Origin of the sequence: Chryseobacterium defluvii, assembly GCF_014204415.1 — a bacterium.
GTDB lineage: Bacteria > Bacteroidota > Bacteroidia > Flavobacteriales > Weeksellaceae > Chryseobacterium > Chryseobacterium defluvii_A.
The window spans coordinates 591,799-610,131 of record NZ_JACHLE010000002.1 but is presented as its reverse complement, the minus strand read 5'-3'; the positions used below and the strand labels follow the sequence as shown (position 1 = coordinate 610,131).

General features: G+C 30.8%; 11 protein-coding genes and 3 tRNA genes. 11 read left to right on the top strand and 3 right to left on the bottom strand.

Annotated elements, in window-relative coordinates:
- The 11 genes from HNP38_RS11270 (at position 1) to HNP38_RS11220 (ending at position 17,831) form a co-directional block, all read left to right on the top strand.
- Entirely contained in the window at positions 1-1,563 is a 1,563-nt protein-coding gene (locus HNP38_RS11270; protein ID WP_184189486.1) for a T9SS type A sorting domain-containing protein, read from the top strand.
- 6 nt (positions 1,564-1,569) lie between these two features.
- A complete protein-coding gene (locus HNP38_RS11265) occupies positions 1,570-4,722 on the top strand; it encodes a hypothetical protein (RefSeq protein ID WP_184189484.1) in 3,153 nt (1,050 codons plus the stop codon).
- Positions 4,723-4,754: 32 nt separating this feature from the next.
- The gene (locus HNP38_RS11260; RefSeq protein WP_228461041.1) at positions 4,755-8,687 is read left to right on the top strand and encodes a DUF6443 domain-containing protein; all 3,933 of its coding nucleotides are present in this window, start codon (positions 4,755-4,757) and stop codon (positions 8,685-8,687) included.
- On the top strand, positions 8,684-9,079 hold the full coding sequence (locus HNP38_RS11255) for a hypothetical protein (RefSeq protein WP_184189482.1): 396 nt from the start codon (positions 8,684-8,686) through the stop codon (positions 9,077-9,079). Before HNP38_RS11260 ends, HNP38_RS11255 begins: the two co-directional genes overlap by 4 nt.
- A gap of 41 nt (positions 9,080-9,120) precedes the next feature.
- Complete coding sequence (locus HNP38_RS11250) at positions 9,121-10,062, top strand: RHS repeat-associated core domain-containing protein (RefSeq protein ID WP_184189480.1); 942 nt, start codon at positions 9,121-9,123, stop codon at positions 10,060-10,062.
- A gap of 702 nt (positions 10,063-10,764) precedes the next feature.
- On the top strand, positions 10,765-11,163 hold the full coding sequence (locus HNP38_RS11245) for a hypothetical protein (protein ID WP_184189478.1): 399 nt from the start codon (positions 10,765-10,767) through the stop codon (positions 11,161-11,163).
- 322 nt (positions 11,164-11,485) lie between these two features.
- Positions 11,486-12,154 (top strand): hypothetical protein, encoded by a 669-nt coding sequence (locus HNP38_RS11240; protein ID WP_228461040.1) that lies wholly within the window; start codon positions 11,486-11,488, stop codon positions 12,152-12,154.
- A 363-nt stretch (positions 12,155-12,517) separates the two neighbouring features.
- A complete protein-coding gene (locus HNP38_RS11235) occupies positions 12,518-13,192 on the top strand; it encodes a hypothetical protein (protein WP_184189476.1) in 675 nt (224 codons plus the stop codon).
- A 53-nt stretch (positions 13,193-13,245) separates the two neighbouring features.
- Positions 13,246-13,596 (top strand): hypothetical protein, encoded by a 351-nt coding sequence (locus HNP38_RS11230; protein WP_194299352.1) that lies wholly within the window; start codon positions 13,246-13,248, stop codon positions 13,594-13,596.
- Between the two features lie 416 nt (positions 13,597-14,012).
- Positions 14,013-16,694, top strand: a complete 2,682-nt coding sequence (locus HNP38_RS11225; protein WP_184189474.1) for a DUF4365 domain-containing protein — start codon at positions 14,013-14,015, stop codon at positions 16,692-16,694.
- 606 nt (positions 16,695-17,300) lie between these two features.
- On the top strand, positions 17,301-17,831 hold the full coding sequence (locus HNP38_RS11220) for an antirestriction protein ArdA (RefSeq protein WP_184189472.1): 531 nt from the start codon (positions 17,301-17,303) through the stop codon (positions 17,829-17,831).
- A 113-nt stretch (positions 17,832-17,944) separates the two neighbouring features.
- On the opposite strand, the gene HNP38_RS11215 is transcribed toward HNP38_RS11220, so the two are convergent.
- The 3 genes from HNP38_RS11215 to HNP38_RS11205 form a co-directional block, all read right to left on the bottom strand.
- Positions 17,945-18,028: transfer RNA gene (locus HNP38_RS11215), tRNA-Leu, on the bottom strand.
- Between the two features lie 6 nt (positions 18,029-18,034).
- Positions 18,035-18,110, bottom strand: a tRNA-Gly gene (locus tag HNP38_RS11210).
- A gap of 8 nt (positions 18,111-18,118) precedes the next feature.
- A tRNA-Leu gene (locus HNP38_RS11205) sits at positions 18,119-18,200 on the bottom strand.
- Positions 18,201-18,333: the final 133 nt, after the last annotated feature.

The window sequence follows — 18,333 nt, the reverse complement described above, 5'->3', positions numbered from 1 at the left end:
ATGAAAAAAAATTACGCAGGTGCATTATTCCTATGCATTATCTGTGGCTTTTCAGCCCAGGAAGTAATCTGGCAGAAAGATATTAAGTCCAGTACACAGGATTTTTTAAGCCAGGTCACAACAACCATAGATCAGCAATACTTAATCACTGGAAGCAGTATTCAAGCTTCAAAACAAACAGAAAGCAAGCAGAATAATGGTTATGATTTCCATTTGGTAAAACTCAATCAACAGGGTGAAGAGGTTTGGGAAAAATACATTTCAGGACAAAATCACGATTTTTTATCGGCAAGTATATCAACTCAGGATGGCGGGTTTCTGTTAGCAGGAACCACTTATTCAGGAAAAGGATTAGATAAAAAAGAAGATGCCAAAGGAGGTAGCGATCTATGGTTAGTGAGGATTAATGAATTTGGGGATGAATTGTGGCAGAAAACATTAGGCACAGTTTCCGATGAAGAAGCCAGAGCCGTGATCCAGACCACAGATTTAGGCTACTTTGTGGCAGGAAATGTCACCCTTCGACAGGCTCAGGACTCCAAAGGTTACGGTTCCAAAGATGTATGGATTATCAGGTTAGATAAAGACGGAAAAGAGAAGTCCCAAATCCTGTTAGGAGGTAAAGGCTTGGATGAAGTAGAAAAGATGATCCCAACTAAAGATGGCGGTGTATTGTTAGGGATCTACTCGAGGAGTAATATCGGAGGTTCAAAGAAGACTGAGAACTACGGAGAGGGCGATTTTTGGGTTGTCAAACTTTCAAAAGATAATAAAGTAGAATGGGAAAAGAACTTCGGAGGCAAAGGAGATGATCATATCAGAACCTTGGCTATGACTTCCTCAGGCTATATCATTGGAGGCGAGTCAAGATCAGAGAGATCAGGAAACAAGACCACAGGCATAGAAGAAGGGACAGACCTTTGGTTGATCTCACTCAACGAAAGAGGCGAAGAGCTGTGGCAGAAATCCTACAACTTTAAGAACCGGGATGTACTCATGGGAATGAGTGTTATTTATGGCTCAGAAGCCAAAAGCCAGAAGCCGGAAGCTAAAGGCATTTTATTAGGCGGTTATACCCAGGCAGAAGGAAGAATAGAAACCGATGATGAGACCTTCTGGATGCTTTATCTTAATCAAAATGGAGAAGAGCAGTGGAGAAAGCATGTAAAAGGAGAAACAAGGAAGAAAGAAGAGAGGTTATCAGATATAAAGCTCAACAGGGATGGCTCCATCATATTGGCAGGCACCAGTGCAGAAGAGTTGGGCAAAGAGAACTGGAAGATCGTGAAGTTGGGAGACAGTCAGGTGGATCAGCTCATCGAGAAGCAGGAGATTAGAGTATATCCTAACCCTGTACAGGATTATACCTATGTAGAGATCGGGTATGAGTTCAAGGAAGCAGATATATTGTTGTATGATATGAGCGGTAAGCTGCTACAACAAACCAAGACAAAGAATAAGGTTACTAAGATCAACACACAGCCTTTAATACAGGGAGCATATCTGGTGAGTATAAAGACAGATACCAACAAAATCGCAAGTGCAAAATTGATTAAAAATTAAACTACAATGAAGAAAATTATATTTTTACTATATGGGATAATCTTTTCCCATATTGGATTAATTAAAGCCCAATCCTTAGAATTGCCGAAAAATATTCAGTCCCCGAATGCATCCTCTTTGGGAAAATATGGAGATATTCCTATGGATTTATTTACTGGGAGAGCAAGAGTAAATATTTCCCTATATTCTATAAATGAAGGGAATATTCCACTAGATATTAGCTTGAATTATGATACAGGTGGAGTAAGAGTCAATGATGTCCCGGGTTGGGTTGGACAAAATTGGGCGTTAAATGCAGGGGGAGTAATTACCCGAACCCAAAGAGGCAAGGGACATGATGAAGGGAAAACATGTTCAAATGGTTCTGGAAACCCAGATTCTAATTGGGGCTATTTATTCTACCGAAGTGATTTGCAAGCGGGAAATTGGAGTGATGGAGGAAATATAAGAAATCTTGTACATAATTACATGAATACTTACGGCAACTCTAAAGATTATGAACCTGATATTTTTACATTTAATTTCATGGGGAAAACAGGTAAATTCTTTTTAGGAGAAGACGGAGGCTGGAAAGTTTCATCAAAAGATAATTTAAAAGTTGAAATCAATGAAAGCGATTATTTTCTGCCACTAAACGTTAAGTTTTTTGGTGGTCAGACTGCAAATAGCTGGAAAAGATGTCCTTCAATAGGAAAAATAAAAATTAGTGACGATGAAGGCAATTATTATATTTTTGGGAAAACTCAAAATGATATTGAATATACAATCAACTCTTACGACCATCAATCAGAGCTTTCTTTATATTCCAGTGCCTGGTACTTGTCAGAAGTCTATAATAAATTTGGAACCAAAATTTATTCTTTCCAATATGAAAGAGGAGATGATCAAGGGCAATTATTTGTTAATGCAGGGTGGAAGTTCTTAAATAGAGATGCATGTGGAGTGTATGGAGCCTGCGGACAAACGCTTTATAATCAAACTGAAGCCTGGGTTGCAGGAAATCTTATCAAGCCATGTTACCTGACTAAAATAATTACCAATAAAGGAATGTCTGTAAATCTTTCTTCTGTAAACCATAATTCTCTTAAATATAAGGCAGATGATCCTATCATATATAGAACAAATTACAGGCAAAGTGAATACTATAACCATCTTGTTTCAATAGGACAAGCTAATCAAGCATGGTATATGTTCAATTATTATTTCTGGTATTCTATCCATACCCCTATAAATAATGGTGATCCAATGACCGAAAATACGATTTACCAGACAGGGAATTATTTGACAAGTTTAGGTAAAATTATTACAGAATGGAAGTGGAGAAAGCTCAATAATATTATTATTAAAGACGAAAATAATATTACTTTGAAAACTGTAAATTTTAATTTCAACGATGATCCTACCAAAAGATTAAAGTTGCAAAAAGTTACTATAGATAATCAATTTAAATATTCTTTCGATTATAATAATTTAGAATCCCTTCCTACTTTTTGTTCTCAGGCTTTTGATCATTTAGGTTATTACAATGGAAATAACTACGATGTAAATGTAGTTGATCAAACTAATCATTATGCAAATAGACAGACTAATGAGAACTACGTAAAATATGGAACCCTATCCAAAATAACATATCCTTTAGGAGGTTATACTACCTTTGAGTATGAGCCTCATAAATACTCTTCTAATGTTTCTAATGATAAAGCATCCCTTATTAATGAATCAGGAATAATAGGAGGCGTAAGAATAAAGAGGGTAACGGACTTTAGTGATCCTAATAATAAAGTTATTAAAGACTATCTATATCAGAATGATATTGCAAATAATACACCTAACGGAATACTCTTATTAAAAAACTTATATAATATTACCAATTTTGCTGGAAAAACAGATTGTGGTTCCAATTTTTATGAGACTAGTTTCAGTATGAACAGTATTGTACCTCTATCCAATTTTTCAGGAACACACATAGAGTACCCGGTAGTCATTGAAAAAAGGTCTGATGAAAATGGAAACTCTATAGGATATACTAAGAACAATTACACTTCCTATATTGATTATAAAGACTCTTTTGTAAACACAATCCAGTTATCATTCAGCATTTTTGATCCAAAAACTGATTTCAGTTTCAAAAGAGGACTTCTAAGGAAAAAATCAATTTTTGACGTTAATAACATTCTTAAATATGAAGAAGAACTTACATATGATATTACGGGAACGAAAAAAGTAAGAGCACTTTCGTATGATATATTTGGAACCTGTTTTTTACAAGGAATGCCGGGAATACCCAACGGACAGCCTGATGGAAACCCAGGACTAAAAGGGACTGCTTATGAAATATATTATTCTGATTTTAATGGATTAACAAAGAAAACCCGAACCTATGGAAATGGGGGGCAATTTTTGGAGACAATTGAAAATAATAGTTTTATAGATTATGGAAGTTTTGGAGACAATTTTTTAAAAAACAAATCCTATATTGATAATGATGGTAAAAATATTTCAGAAAATTACATTTATTCTTTTGATAAAAACGGTACGGAACCATATACCTCACTTACAAATCGGAGAGAATTTTCTATTGTTGAGACATCAAAACTTGCGGATCAGGAAGTTCTGGAAAAAACAAAAACAGATTATGCTTTAGTGCCAACGGTTGATATATCTGGAAACCCGATTACTTCCCAAATATTCCCACAAAAAATTTCAAATGCAAAAGGAAACAATGTGTATGAAGAAAAATTAGTAATTGATAAGTATGATATAGATGGACATATTTTGAAGGCACATAAGACTAATGGTAATTATATTTATTATTACTATGGCTATAACAACAGATATCCTATATTAAAAATAGAAGGATCAGAAATATCTGATGAAACTGCAATTTTAGGGCATCTAAATACACTGAAGTCATTATTAAATACAGCATCTCCTGATTATACACAAATTAAACAACAACAATCTAATATTATTAATTCATTACCTAATCATATGTGTACCTTATATACATTTAAGCCTAATTATGGAGTGAGTAGTGTAAGAAATTCATCAGGAATAATTGAGTATTACAATTATGATAATATAGGAAGGCTAATCAATGTGAAGGATCAAAGCGGAAAGCTTGTAAAAAGCTATAGTTATGAAATTAAAAACCAATAATGAAAATGAAATTGACATATAAACTTTTAAATTTGAAATTATTTATTGTTCTTTTGTTTACTGCATCAGCAATGAAAGCTCAATATTCTAATTATTCTAAATATTATAACTGGGATAAATTCGCACCCTTTATTACAGGCGGAGGCGGGGGCGTTTCACTGAACATTAATAATAACATATTAAGTCTTAACTTCAGTGCTGGATTTGTTGAAACATATTTGAAACAAGGTAAAGTAGCACCCACAGATTATGTGGGGACACTTCCTAATACAGAAATACCTGTACCAGCTGGAAGCTTTTTTTCGGATAAAGGATATAGGTTTTTTATTATAGACAACCAAATTGCAATTTATCATGAAAATCCTATTGCAATAGCAAGTTTTAGTGGTGTAATATCCATAGATTTAAATTCTCCTGTTGCTGTTCCGGGAGACATCTATTCATATTTAGCCAACTGGACATCCCAAAATAAAGTTACTGAAATCAATTATTTATCTGATCAGGGAACTTCTGGAAATAAAAAAGTTTCTGTGATGTATTATGATGGTCTTGGAAGGGAATTGCAAAATGTTGCTAAGGCATCCACACCATCAGGTAAGGATTTAATAATACCGTTTGAGTATGATGATTATGGAAGAAAGGTAAAAGACTTTTTACCTGTCCCTACTAATCAAAATAGTGGATTACTTATTGACACGGGTACTGCATCTTCCTTAGCCTCATCTTTTTATAATAATGAGCCTGCTTTTTCAGAAAAAGCTCTTGAAAAATCACCTTTAAACAGGATTTTAATGCAGGCTGCTCCAGGGGTTGCATGGCAAAAAAATAGTGGACACGAAATAAAGTTTGAGTATGATGTAAATACATCTTCAGATGATGTTAAAAAATGTACCGTAGCATTAGTTTTTAATGCTGATATTTATAATCCGTCACTAACCATTAATTCTATTTACAATGCTGGCAGTTTAACAAAAAAAATCGTTAAAGATGAAGATTGGACACCTGCAAGCGGAAGTAATAATACATCAGAAGAGTTTACAGATAAAGAAGGAAAGATTATTTTACAAAGAAAATATGTAAATGGGATAAAAGCAGATACTTATAATGTATATGATATTTATGGGAATCTTACTTATGTCATTCCTCCCTTAGCGTCTGCTTTTTCTGGGATAGATCAAACTGTTTTGGATAATCTCTGTTATCAGTATAAGTATGACAATAGAAATAGATTAGTGGAAAAAAAGCTACCTGGAAAAGGCTGGGACTACATAGTCTATGATAAGCAGGATAGAATGGTTTTAACTCAAGATGCTAACCTGAGAACTACTACCAATACTTTCGGAGGAAAAGGCTGGTTGTTCACCAAATATGATCAGTTCGGAAGAGTAGCTTATACAGGTTTCTTTGCCAATACAGCAACAAGAGCTTCTATGCAGACTACCATCAATAACATGGCATCCAATGCAGGAAATAATGAGAAGAGAAGCACTACTCCTATCACTCAAAACGGAATGGATATTTACTATACTAAAGAGGCTTTTCCAACAGGAAGCATGACTATTCTGACTGTTAATTATTATGATACTTATCCAACCTATAATTTTAGCCCTGCGTTTCCACCAACTATTTTTGGAAAATCTGTGTTAACAGATAACTCAGCAGGAGATATAAGTACCAGAAGCTTACCTTTAATGAGCGTGGTAAAAAATATTGAGGATAATAACTGGACAAAGAATTACAATTACTATGATACTAAGGAAAGATTAATAGGAACCCACTCCATCAATCATTTGGGAGGCTATACCAGAACAGAAACCGAGCTGGATTTTGCAGGAGCAATCTTACAGACCAAAACTTATCACAAAAGATTGAATGATGATATAGAAACCGTCATTGCAGAAAACTTTGAATATGACAACCAGAACAGGCTGAAAAAGCACTGGCATAAGGTAGATAATAATCCACAGGTATTATTAGCAGAAAATACTTACAATGAGCTTTCACAGCTGTCTAATAAGAAGGTAGGCAATAACCTGCAAAATATAAATTACCAGTACAATATCAGAGGCTGGATGACTAAACTCAATGATCCTGCCTATAATGCTTCAAATTTATTTGGATATGAGATCAGATATCAAAATCCTGTCAATACCTCACAGACCTCAGGAAAGTACAATGGGAATATCTCTGAGATCACTTGGAGAGTAACCAATAATGATAATCTTCAGCGGTATTCTTATCAGTATGACGGGCTTAACCGTCTGACATCCGCTGTATTTTCCCACCCACAAGCTACTGTGCCTATAAACCATTTCAATGATGAAACTTTTCAATATGATCTCAATGGAAATATGCTGTATTTGACAAGAAATGCGAAAAGCCTTAATGGCAGTTCTGCTGAGCAGATCGATGCGCTCGTTTATGAATATGGGGGAGGAAACCGTCTATTAAATGTAGTGGATGAATCCCAAAACCCTACAGGCTATGAAGGCGGAGGAAATGATATTGGGTATGATCCTAATGGAAATATGATCAATATGTTAGATAAAGATATCCAGCAGATCGGATATAACTTCCTAAACCTTCCCAATACATTAAAGATACAGGAGAGCCACAAAAAGATGTTCTATACCTATCGTACAGATGGAGCAAAGCTTCGGAAAATTTTTAATTACATAAAAGAAGACGGAAGCGCATTTACTGCTGTTACCGACTACTTGGATGGTTTCCATTACCTGACCACGGTAGGAAGCAAACCAGTTAAGGCAGATCCTATAGATTTTGCGTATGAGCAAGAAGCCTTTCTGGAAGCCTCTTTTGAAGAAAAGCCAGAACCTGCATTGCAGTTTTTTCCTACCGCAGAAGGATTTTATGATTATGAAAAAAATGAGTATATTTACCAGTATAAAGATCATTTAGGAAATGTGAGGGTAAGTTATAAGAAGGGAGCAAATGGCATAGAGGTTACAGATCAGAATGATTATTATCCTTTTGGGATGAATATTCCAAGAAATGAGAAGGCGGCTTTTGGTGTGGCAAGTATGTATAACTACAAGTACAACGGGAAGGAACTCCAAGAGACGGGGATGTATGACTATGGCGCAAGATTTTATATGCCGGATATTGGACGGTGGGGTGTGCATGACCCTTTGAGTGATGCTACTTTTCAACCTTATAATTACGCAAACAATAATCCTATTTTCTTTAATGACCCAACAGGTATGGTTGGAGAAGCATTTGCAAGTACGGATGTTGTTAGAAACAAAGACGGGTCTTATAGGGTTGTTGGAGCATATGACGACGGAGATACAAATATCTATGTTGTTAATAACGAAAAGGACAAAAAAAGAACAGGCGAGGTAATAGGGCAAACTATGACTCCAGTTGATTTTATGTCTGCAAATAATAAAGACGGGTCTTTATATTTTGATAAAAATGAGACAGGAGTTACATTTAATTTGAATAATCTTACAGTTTCTGGGACGGCAAAAGATAAAAAAGGAAGAAGTGCAGAATTGGAAGATTTAGACGCTGCGGGTCTTTTGCAGTGGATTAAGCAATACTATATGAATACTATAAATGGAGATATGCCAGGAACTCCATTTGGATGGCTTGAAGTACTTCGGGAATTATCTGCAAATGGGTCAATTTTAGATGTAAAAGTAAGTATGGGACTACATCCTTATACTGCAGTCGGGAATGGGAAAAATTCTAGAGGCAAACCAATAATCACAACACTTAGAGCAATGGGAAATATAGGGTTTGGAGCGAATATGCTTCTTGCAAAACCTCCGATTGTCGGAAAGAATTATTGGTATGGTGTTATTATGAATAAAGCGGGGCAATATAATCAATCTCAAAATGGAGGTAATGGTTATAACGCACATTATCCATATTTTGGAGAACATTCCTATTCAGGAAGCTTCATTTACTTTGGTTACTTCAGACAATTTTATAAAAAATGAAAAAGTATTTAATTTTATTTTTCAGTTTTGTACTCTTAATAGGTTGTAAAGACAAAGAGGTAGATAAAAAAAACCGTCTTTATTTAAAAGAAATACCTGTTAACGATAAAACAATCGAGTGGTTTTATTACTCATTAGTTGGTGACGTAACAGCTGATTATGTATTGCTTTATGACCCTGTAAACAATAAGAATGATACTATTGTAAATTCTACTAATATAAAAGATGTAAGTTTTTCTAATAATGAGATTATTTTATCTTTTTATGGAAAGCCCAAAATTTATCAAAACCCTATATCTTTAAAACAGAATATAGCAGGATTAAATATTAAGGTAGACACAACGGCAGTATCTTCTGGTCCTACAGTGAGAAAATTTTATCAAAAGAAATAAAACAAAATCTGAAGAGCAACCAAGCAACATTGTATGATCCGATGGCAATTCCCTATAACTACAAGTACAACGGTAAGGAATTACAGGAGACAGGAATGTATGATTATGGAGCAAGATTTTATATGCCGGATATTGGACGGTGGGGAGTACACGATCCTTTGAGTGATGCTACTCTTCAACCGTATAGTTATACGAGTAATAATCCTATTTTTTACAATGATCCTACAGGAATGATTTCTGCTCCTACAAATAATTATATTGCAAGTATAGGTGTTATTCAAAATAAAAATGGTGATTATGAAATTATTAGCGCAAAAAATGACGGAGATATAGGTATCTATTTAGCCGATGCGAATGGTAACTATGATATTAAAAAGAGTAAAAGAGTGGGAACTTTAAATAATTCGTTTGATTTCTTACTAACAAATGATGAAACTGGAAAGTTTCTTAAAGGCGTTGCACATAGACAAAATGGCTCAAATATTACCCTTACAACAAGTCTTAATCTAAGCACCTTACTATATAAATATGCTTATGATACAGATAATGATATTGAAAATTACTATTTAGATTTAATGAATTTAGCTTATATGTCCGCTAACTACAATGGCAGAAGCATGGGAAAATTAGACCTCAAAAAATCATTAGGCTTAGATATATATACTCCTGTAAGAGCTGGAAAAAATATTACCTCTTTAAGAGTAGCTTCAAATATTCTTTTTGGGTTTAATATGCGCAAGATATATGAAAAATATAAAAATAATACGGAGTTTACAAATAAATTTCCAAAAGCAGAAGACTTTTATATATATGCAATGCAGGCTGTAGGAGGTTATAATCAATTTAGAAATAATAGAGCTAATTTCTTTAAAGGGGATGGATATAATCAAGGTTTCCCATTTTATGGAGAACACACATATTCAGGCACCAATATATATAGAGGTTATTTCCATCAATTTACTAATCAAAAATTATCAAGATAATGCGGTACATGATTTTCTTAATTTTATTTTTTTTAATATCATGTAAGAATGAGAAACTTACATATAAAAAAATAGAAACAAAAGATTATTTAATAGAAGGGTACACTTATATCAACAATACCAATAAGGTTTTTCCTAATGAGCTGATAATAGTTGATAAGACTTCAAAAGATACTATATTTCATTGTATGAGATGTTATACGGATTTTCATATGATACTTCAAGATACATTATTAATTTATGGAGGCAATAAATTAGATAGCACTTTAGCACATGGAATTATTTTAAAACGGAGACCAGTTCCACAAGGGTATAAATATAATTTACCGTATAAAAGCAGTGAATAATAAGTATATAAAAAGAAAAGAGGAACTAAATGAAACTTGAATGATGATTATAATGCCAGAATGTATATTCTAACTTGGTGTAGATGAAATGTGATTGATATAAATAGTGAAAATCAGCCTTTGTGATAAAGTATCTGAGAACAGACTGGGGAACTATTTATATACAGACATGGAAGAAATTGTTAAAAACATATTTTGCTTGTTGAAATCAATGATTATAACATACATTCAGAAATTTATAATACTTTATTGGATGATCATCTAAGAAGTGTAATAAATATTGTTAACTTCAAACATGCCTTGACTATTTGGTCAGGGCATGTTTATAAATTATGAAAATTTCAATCTTATTAATATGAAAATCGCATACACCAACAAAAGACTTTTTACTAATTTAATTATTGGAATTGTCTGGATAGGTCTAGGAATATTTTATCTTTTTGAAGATAAAAACTCTGATAGAATTCCATATCTGACTATTGCAGTTGGGACTTTATTTCTCCTGATATTTATTTATGAATATTTTGGAAGGTACATTAAGATTACTGAAGCAAAGATTACCGTTAATGACATTCCGAAAAAGCATATCTTAATTAGTGAATTAACATGGGTGGATCGCCAGGCTGATGATTATATATTCAGAAGTTCTGATAAGATTTTAAAAATTTCAAGATCACTAATCAATAAAAAAGACCTTCCCAGATTTGAGTCTTTTTTTAACGAGCTTGGTATTAGTATAAAATCTGATAAATAAAAAGTCTTCCTAATAATGAGGAAGACTTAAACACTAGTATAGAAAAAACTCATTCTTTCTAACTCAAATATAACATTCTTTCTGGTTACGGTGATTTATTTTTATGTTTGATTGATATTAGAAATCATTATGAATAAAGAATATACATACATAAATCAGGTATTGTAATATGCCTGAGGAAATGTATTTAGATTGGTTGGTTTCTCTTAAAACTGAACGATCTAAATATGAAGATACGGGATTGTAGAAGAAAACTTTATCTGAATGCAAAAGTACACGTTTGAAATTTTAGTATTATAAATTATAACTAATTAGTTATTATATGAAACTTTCAACAATAATCAAGTATAAATTAAGAGAAGAACTTGATACGAAAAGATTTCCTTTCAATTATTCTTATGAAGAGTTTTTAAATGATAAAGATGACTACGATAAAATGTCAGAGACTATAAATCTCATAAATAAACATTTTCAAAAAGGGTTGAAATTTGAAAAAGAATATTTTGATTTTATAGTTGGAAAAAATTCTCAAATTATAATTTCACTTGAATATTACTTTAGAAAATCTAAAAAAGCAGAAAAAGATTATTCAGATAAAAGCTATTCTTATACAGCTTTGAACCATTTTTGGATGATCTTCACTGTAATTACCAATAACTATATAACTCTTAAAGACCTATTTACACAAGGTAAAGATTATCAAGCAAAAATAATTTTTAGAAACACAATAGAATTAACAGAGTTATGTATTGGCATTTTAGGTGATGAAGAGTTTTATACTTTTTTTCAGAAACAAAATAATGTTGACGATCCTACCAAAAACTTTCAAACCTTAAAGTATGATACTATAAAGAAGACTTCAAATAAAATTATTAAGGAAATAAAAAAATTACCAAATAATAACATTAATGAAGAATTATGGGATGAATACCAAAAGATGAATATTATGACGATACATCAAAGCACATTCACTCGAATTTTTTCAATTTAATGCTAAACAGTTTTGTTCCATTAACAAATGACAGTGAATTGAACATAGAAGATATGCTTGTACATAATTTAAATGGTATAATTAATGCAAAAACTAAACAAAATATTGATGATGTAATTTTATATGATTCAATATCATTTATGATCTTATTGATATTAATAATTGAGACTCATAAATTACATTTTTTAAAATTAGATTATAAGAATTACTATTTAACTATATTGTCAGCATACAATTGGGAGTTATTAAAGTATAGAAGAACTCAAAATTATGTAAAGAAACCATCATTTAAATAAAAACTTTATATTTCTCAATACTATGTGATTTATTTTTATATTTGATTAAGAATTAATCCGTATAGTCATGGGGTATTATCTAATAAATTCAGGTGAAATCAATCAACCATTTTCTATATATGTTGATAGATTAGAGGATTTGATATATCATGTAGATGGTGATATCAACGATGCCATTATTGTAGCTGGATCCAAAGATACCGAACCGTTTTTTCTCAAAGACTCAAAAGAATATAAAAACTTATGTGTTGAAAAATTTAGAAATGGGCTTCGGGCACAAGAAATGTTTGAAGAGACAGCCAGGAAATTACAATTTATGGTAGAAGTTATTCCACAAGACACAAAGAGTTTTATAAATTACAATATATTGGATTCTTTTACCATAAAAAGAGCAGACTTTGTAATTAAAAACTGTAAGGATATTGAAGTAGATGTAAAGTGTTTATCATTTTATACAATTAAGAACATCCAATATTTTTATATAAGATATTATGAATTAATGAAGCTGGAAAGAATGAATAGTTTGATTGATAAAAGAACAGTATTGGCATTGTATGACCAAAGTAAAATCAAATATGAGGAAAATTCTTTAAGGATGATTGAATTGTCTACTATATTTAAAGAAAATAATAAATCCGTGATTTATGATAAAAATACTAAATGTTTTAAAATTCCGCTAGATTTAACTACTGATGGTTTTGAACTTTTAGAAAATTATAGGATAAATAAAGAATTTTATTGAACTGAAAATCTGTAATTATTTTATCATAATGCACTTTTATGTTAATATTAAACATGAAAATAGATAAAGAAGCAGCAAACTATATCAGAAACTATTTTAGTAACTTAATGACTAATGATGAAAAGTTGGCATTGAAACATCATATTTATACCTATAAATCTTCTGACAATCCCACAATGAGAAAGATGATGTTGGAAAAAGGTTGGATTAATTCTGATCCTGAAATAATCAACTTTTTAAAGAATGGCTATGAAGAATTTGAATTAAATGTAGCAAAACGAATAATGGCTGAAACACCACAAAAAGTGTTTTTCAACAATTGTCCAAAATGCAATAAGCTTGCTCGTACGCCCTATGCAAAACAATGCAGGTATTGTGGATATAGTTGGCATGATTTACTTTGATGTTAGGTGGTGATTTGATGAAATTAGTCAATAAGCTAAGTAGGTATAACTTGAAGATTTTTTAACCCTTAATTGATAAAACAGTTTTGTACAGTTGGTTTTATGATCGAGGGTGGGATAAATTTCTACACACTTTAATACTCAAACAACTGTATGTTTTATTATTAGGGTTTATAGATTGTTAGAACTGATTAAGGATAGGTAAGTAAATTTCATAAATTTTTTAAATTTATAATACTATATTTATTTTTAAAACTTTTAAATATTAGAATTTACTTACCTTACCCACCCTCAATAATAATTAATCCCAAAGTTTTTACCCATTCTAAATATTATAGGAATTATTGACCATGATTTATAAGTTCCCTTTGAAAAGAGAAGTTTTTTAATTAGATTTATTTTACTTTAATATGACGATGAAAAAAGATAATAATTATATTAGAAAAGAGGCTGATGATTTATTGAAAGGTAAATTGAGAAATTTTTTTTATCAAAATAGTATGAGTTTAAAAGAACATTCTGCATCCGCAGGAGAAGATAATGGGACTGATTTTTATTTTGATGTAACAAGTGAAAGAGATGAACATAATTTTTTCTTTAGAAATCAAAATAAAGGAACTTATGAAGAATTACCAATTATTAAAAATAAGAATGATATAAATTTTGGTAAGATTTCACATCAAATTAGTTTAAGAAATGCTGTTAATTATTATAATGAATTTGATGAAGCGATTATTTTTACTCTTTGTGATTTAAGTACTAATGTTATTTATTGGTATGATATACAAAATGATACTTCTTTAAAAGAAAGAATTTTACAACAAAAGAATAATAATATTGATTCAATTCAGATATATATTCCTACTGGAAATATTTTAAATGAAGAGAATTTTAAGAACCTTTTGAATGAAATAAAATATTCAAAAATTAACCAAATTAGAAAGAAAAAACTCTTAGGAGGAAATATAGAAGCAGATTATTCAAAAACAAAGAATGATACATTAAATAAACATATTATTGATAAAATAACCTATACACTAAAATTATTTGATGGAATTAAAGTCCTTCCAACTAGTGTAATATGCCAACTATATCCTTTTAGAGGGTCAGAGAACAATACCTATATTAATGAGTTTGAATTATATACTGATAATGAGGAGTTCTTTGATTTTATGGATAGTTTATCTTTAAGAGATAATGAATTAGAAGTAAAATCAAAAGAAATATTTGTTGAAAATCAAAAAGAAAAATTAAAAGATATAATTAGTTTTTTACAGGTCAATCATATACAGCATATTAGGTGGAGAGGTAAAAGCCCAAAAAGACAGATTTGTGTACATTACTTGTACAGATATGGGAGGTGTGAGTGTGAGAGATGTAATTTGGAAAGATTAAATGTCAAAAAAACAAATGACATACTAAGTAAGAATTCGGAGATTAATACTAATTATGAAAAATTAAGAAGAGGTTATACTTATTATCTTTTAGGAGATTACAAAAATTCCATTGATATTTTCCTTAGTATGTATAATGAAGCAGATAGAAATAATAACCCAATAATTTATACAATATCAACCTATAACTTAACGAAACTTAGGAGATTAATTAAGCTAACATATTATGAAAGCGACAGAAATGAAATCTTAAAAAAAATATCCAATATTGATTTTGATATTGATGAACCAATAATAAATAGAAATGCTCCTTACTTTTTAGACGTTTTCAGAAGTATTAAAGAACAAAGATTTTTTAATGATATAAAAGATGATATAGAAAATAGTTTTACTGAAATTCAAAAGTTGAGTTTTAATGATAAACTTGGAAGCGTAATTTCTCAAAATGGCTATTATAAATTAAAGTCTACTTTTTTACGATTTACAAGTTATCTGGAGCATAATTTTATAATCTTTAATCATTATTCAGAATTTAAAGATTTATCTAAAAACGTATTAGAAAGTATATTTACATTATATACATTAAAAAATCCGTTAACCAATAAATACGAAAAGTTTGATTGGAGTATATTAGAAATGTGGATTTTTAATGTTGATGAAGATTATTCAAAATATCTTTTAAAAAAATATAGCATAAAGAAAATTATTATTGATAATGAGTTAAAGATTGCTGACAGACTAAACGAATTGATTGAAAATCTTATTGAATCAAACGAGTATATTGAAAATTTATCAAATTGGTTTAATCCTCTTAGAATCGATATAATTCTTAATAAGATTATTTTGATTACATCTTTGTTGGATGTTGATTTTAAAGAGAAAAAAAGAATAATTCAAAGTATTATAAAACTATGTGATATATTGGAAAATAAACATATTATTCCATATAGTGAGTTGGTTAAATTTGGAGAAGTTAACGAGCATGACATTGATAAAGATTTGTTAAAATCTATAATTGACTTATTCTTTTTAGATGAATATGAAAGATTTGGTTTTGGAGGATTATTGAAGATTTATGCTGAAAAATCTTCAGAAATTGAGATTGAAAACTTAATAAAAGCAATTTTAAAAGTTAAAAGATTAGATGATATAGAAATAAATTCAGATAATGAACACATTGAAAAATTATTTTATTTGTTTACATTTTTAAAAAATGATTTTAAAGAAAAGATTAAAGTTAAAATAACCAAAAAATTAAATGAAGAATTTGATGCAGAGTTATATGATTTATCTATTATTTTCAAATTAATTGATTTTGATAAAGAGCTGTTTCAGAAATTTATTCAAACAACTCCAGATATGTCAAATTTGGATGAAGAAAGATTTCGTCATGGATATTATGAAAATGATCGTTTAGGACAGATAATGAATATAGTTTTTAAATATAATTTGGAAATTAACGATGAGATTAAGTCTCTTACAAAGAAATCTCATCCTAATTATTACGAGTATTATTGTTGGTTAATGGATATTGATAATTATGATTATACAAAATTTAATCCCTTTTGGGTATTAAAGTATAGGACAAAGTATTATTTTGAAAGATTTAAAAATTCTACAAAATTAAAAGAGGAATTATCGAAATCATTAAAAGAAAATTATATTGAGGGTGTTGCCAAAATTTACTTTGAGGAATTGGTATAAATTTCTAATTCGTTAGTTTACAAAATTGTTTTGTTTGATAGGAAAGACTAAATACTATAAAATTATCTGAATAAAGAGATAACGGTAAACCCTCGTTAACCAAAATACCCCCACCAACTTTATTTCAAAAATTCAAATTTGCTTATAGTAGATTTTGTGACAGTTTTACACCAAAATATGTTGAGTGTGTAAAGACATGACCTACTATTGGCTTATACCGTACCTCATTAACCCTTTTTTCTATCTCCCCCTACCAACTGTCAAACCGTTTCTAATACAGTTGTTTTGTGGTGTGTGGTTTTTGTAGACATAGTTTTATTTCCACTTACTTTACTGCGATTTCCTTCAAACTGTATGTTTTATAGTCGGTTTTTGATAGGTATTTTTGTTTGTTGCTATTTATGTTTAAAAATATTTTAAAAACTTTAATATTTTAATCAAAATCTCTGTAAAGTGGCATGAATATTGAGTTTATTAATATGTCTAAAAACTTTTTTTAGTTCTTTTTTTACATAGATTTTCACAATATTATATAAAAAAGCCTTGAAGTGCGGGAACACAACAAGGCAACATCAATAAATTTTAACATACCTAAAACTTATCGACATGACAAATTTAACAAATTGTCTTCAAAATGCCTGTATATATGTAGGCACTTATGCAAAGTACAACAATGGAAGCCTTTACGGCAAATGGCTTAATTTAACTGATTATTCAGATTATGATGAACTACTTGAAGCAATGCACGATCTACACAAAGACGAACACGATCCTGAATTTATGTTACAGGATTATGAAAACTGTGAGCTATTTGAAAAACTCGGATTAATTGGAGAAAGTTATATATCAAATGAGATATTTGAAATAGCAGATCAAATAAACGATTCTGGCTATGATTTAGAAGTTTTTGAGGCTTATATAGATTGTGTTGGGAAAATGGATTTTCAGGGTGTTTATGACGGTGTAATAAATTATTATATTGGTGAGTATTCAGACAATGAAACATTTGCACAATATCTTTTAGAGGAAGATGTTCCTGAAAGTCTACCAAACTATATTTACATTGACTGGGAAAGTACAGCAAGAAATTTAATGTATGATTATTTTGAGAGTGATGGGCATTATTTTAAATCTTAAATTCATTTAGACTAAAACAGATTGAAAATGATTAAAATAATTCAAGTCGGGAAGAAAGTCGGGAGTGAAAAACAAAAAAGCCTTGAAAATCAAATGATTAATAAGGCTTTTAGTACCCCAGGCGGGACTTGAACCCGCACGCCAAAAGAGGCACAGGATTTTAAGTCCTGCGTGTCTACCAGTTCCACCACCAGGGCTTGGAGTGGAGCGAAAAACGGGATTCGAACCCGCGACCCCAACCTTGGCAAGGTTGTGCTCTACCAGCTGAGCTATTTTCGCAAACGTAGTGCGGATGAAGGGACTCGAACCCCCACGCCTCACGGCACCAGATCCTAAGTCTGGCGTGGCTACCAATTACACCACATCCGCATTTTGTAAAGAACTTCTTTCGTTTTTGTGAGTGCAAATATAGGGCATTTTTTTGTATTTGCAAGAGTTTTCCGGGAAAAAATATTTTTTTTTATAAAATTTCTTCCGGAGACTTTGTATTACATTTCATTTT

Excerpts from the sequence above, each read along its gene's own strand:
- HNP38_RS11270 (WP_184189486.1), top strand. The coding sequence starts at position 1 with ATGAAAAAAAATTACGCAGGTGCATTATTCCTATGCATTATCTGTGGC.
- HNP38_RS11265 (WP_184189484.1), top strand. The coding sequence starts at position 1,570 with ATGAAGAAAATTATATTTTTACTATATGGGATAATCTTTTCCCATATT.
- HNP38_RS11255 (WP_184189482.1), top strand. The coding sequence starts at position 8,684 with ATGAAAAAGTATTTAATTTTATTTTTCAGTTTTGTACTCTTAATAGGT.
- HNP38_RS11250 (WP_184189480.1), top strand. The coding sequence starts at position 9,121 with ATGGCAATTCCCTATAACTACAAGTACAACGGTAAGGAATTACAGGAG.
- HNP38_RS11245 (WP_184189478.1), top strand. The coding sequence starts at position 10,765 with ATGAAAATCGCATACACCAACAAAAGACTTTTTACTAATTTAATTATT.
- HNP38_RS11240 (WP_228461040.1), top strand. The coding sequence starts at position 11,486 with ATGAAACTTTCAACAATAATCAAGTATAAATTAAGAGAAGAACTTGAT.
- HNP38_RS11235 (WP_184189476.1), top strand. The coding sequence starts at position 12,518 with ATGGGGTATTATCTAATAAATTCAGGTGAAATCAATCAACCATTTTCT.
- HNP38_RS11230 (WP_194299352.1), top strand. The coding sequence starts at position 13,246 with ATGAAAATAGATAAAGAAGCAGCAAACTATATCAGAAACTATTTTAGT.
- HNP38_RS11225 (WP_184189474.1), top strand. The coding sequence starts at position 14,013 with ATGAAAAAAGATAATAATTATATTAGAAAAGAGGCTGATGATTTATTG.
- HNP38_RS11220 (WP_184189472.1), top strand. The coding sequence starts at position 17,301 with ATGACAAATTTAACAAATTGTCTTCAAAATGCCTGTATATATGTAGGC.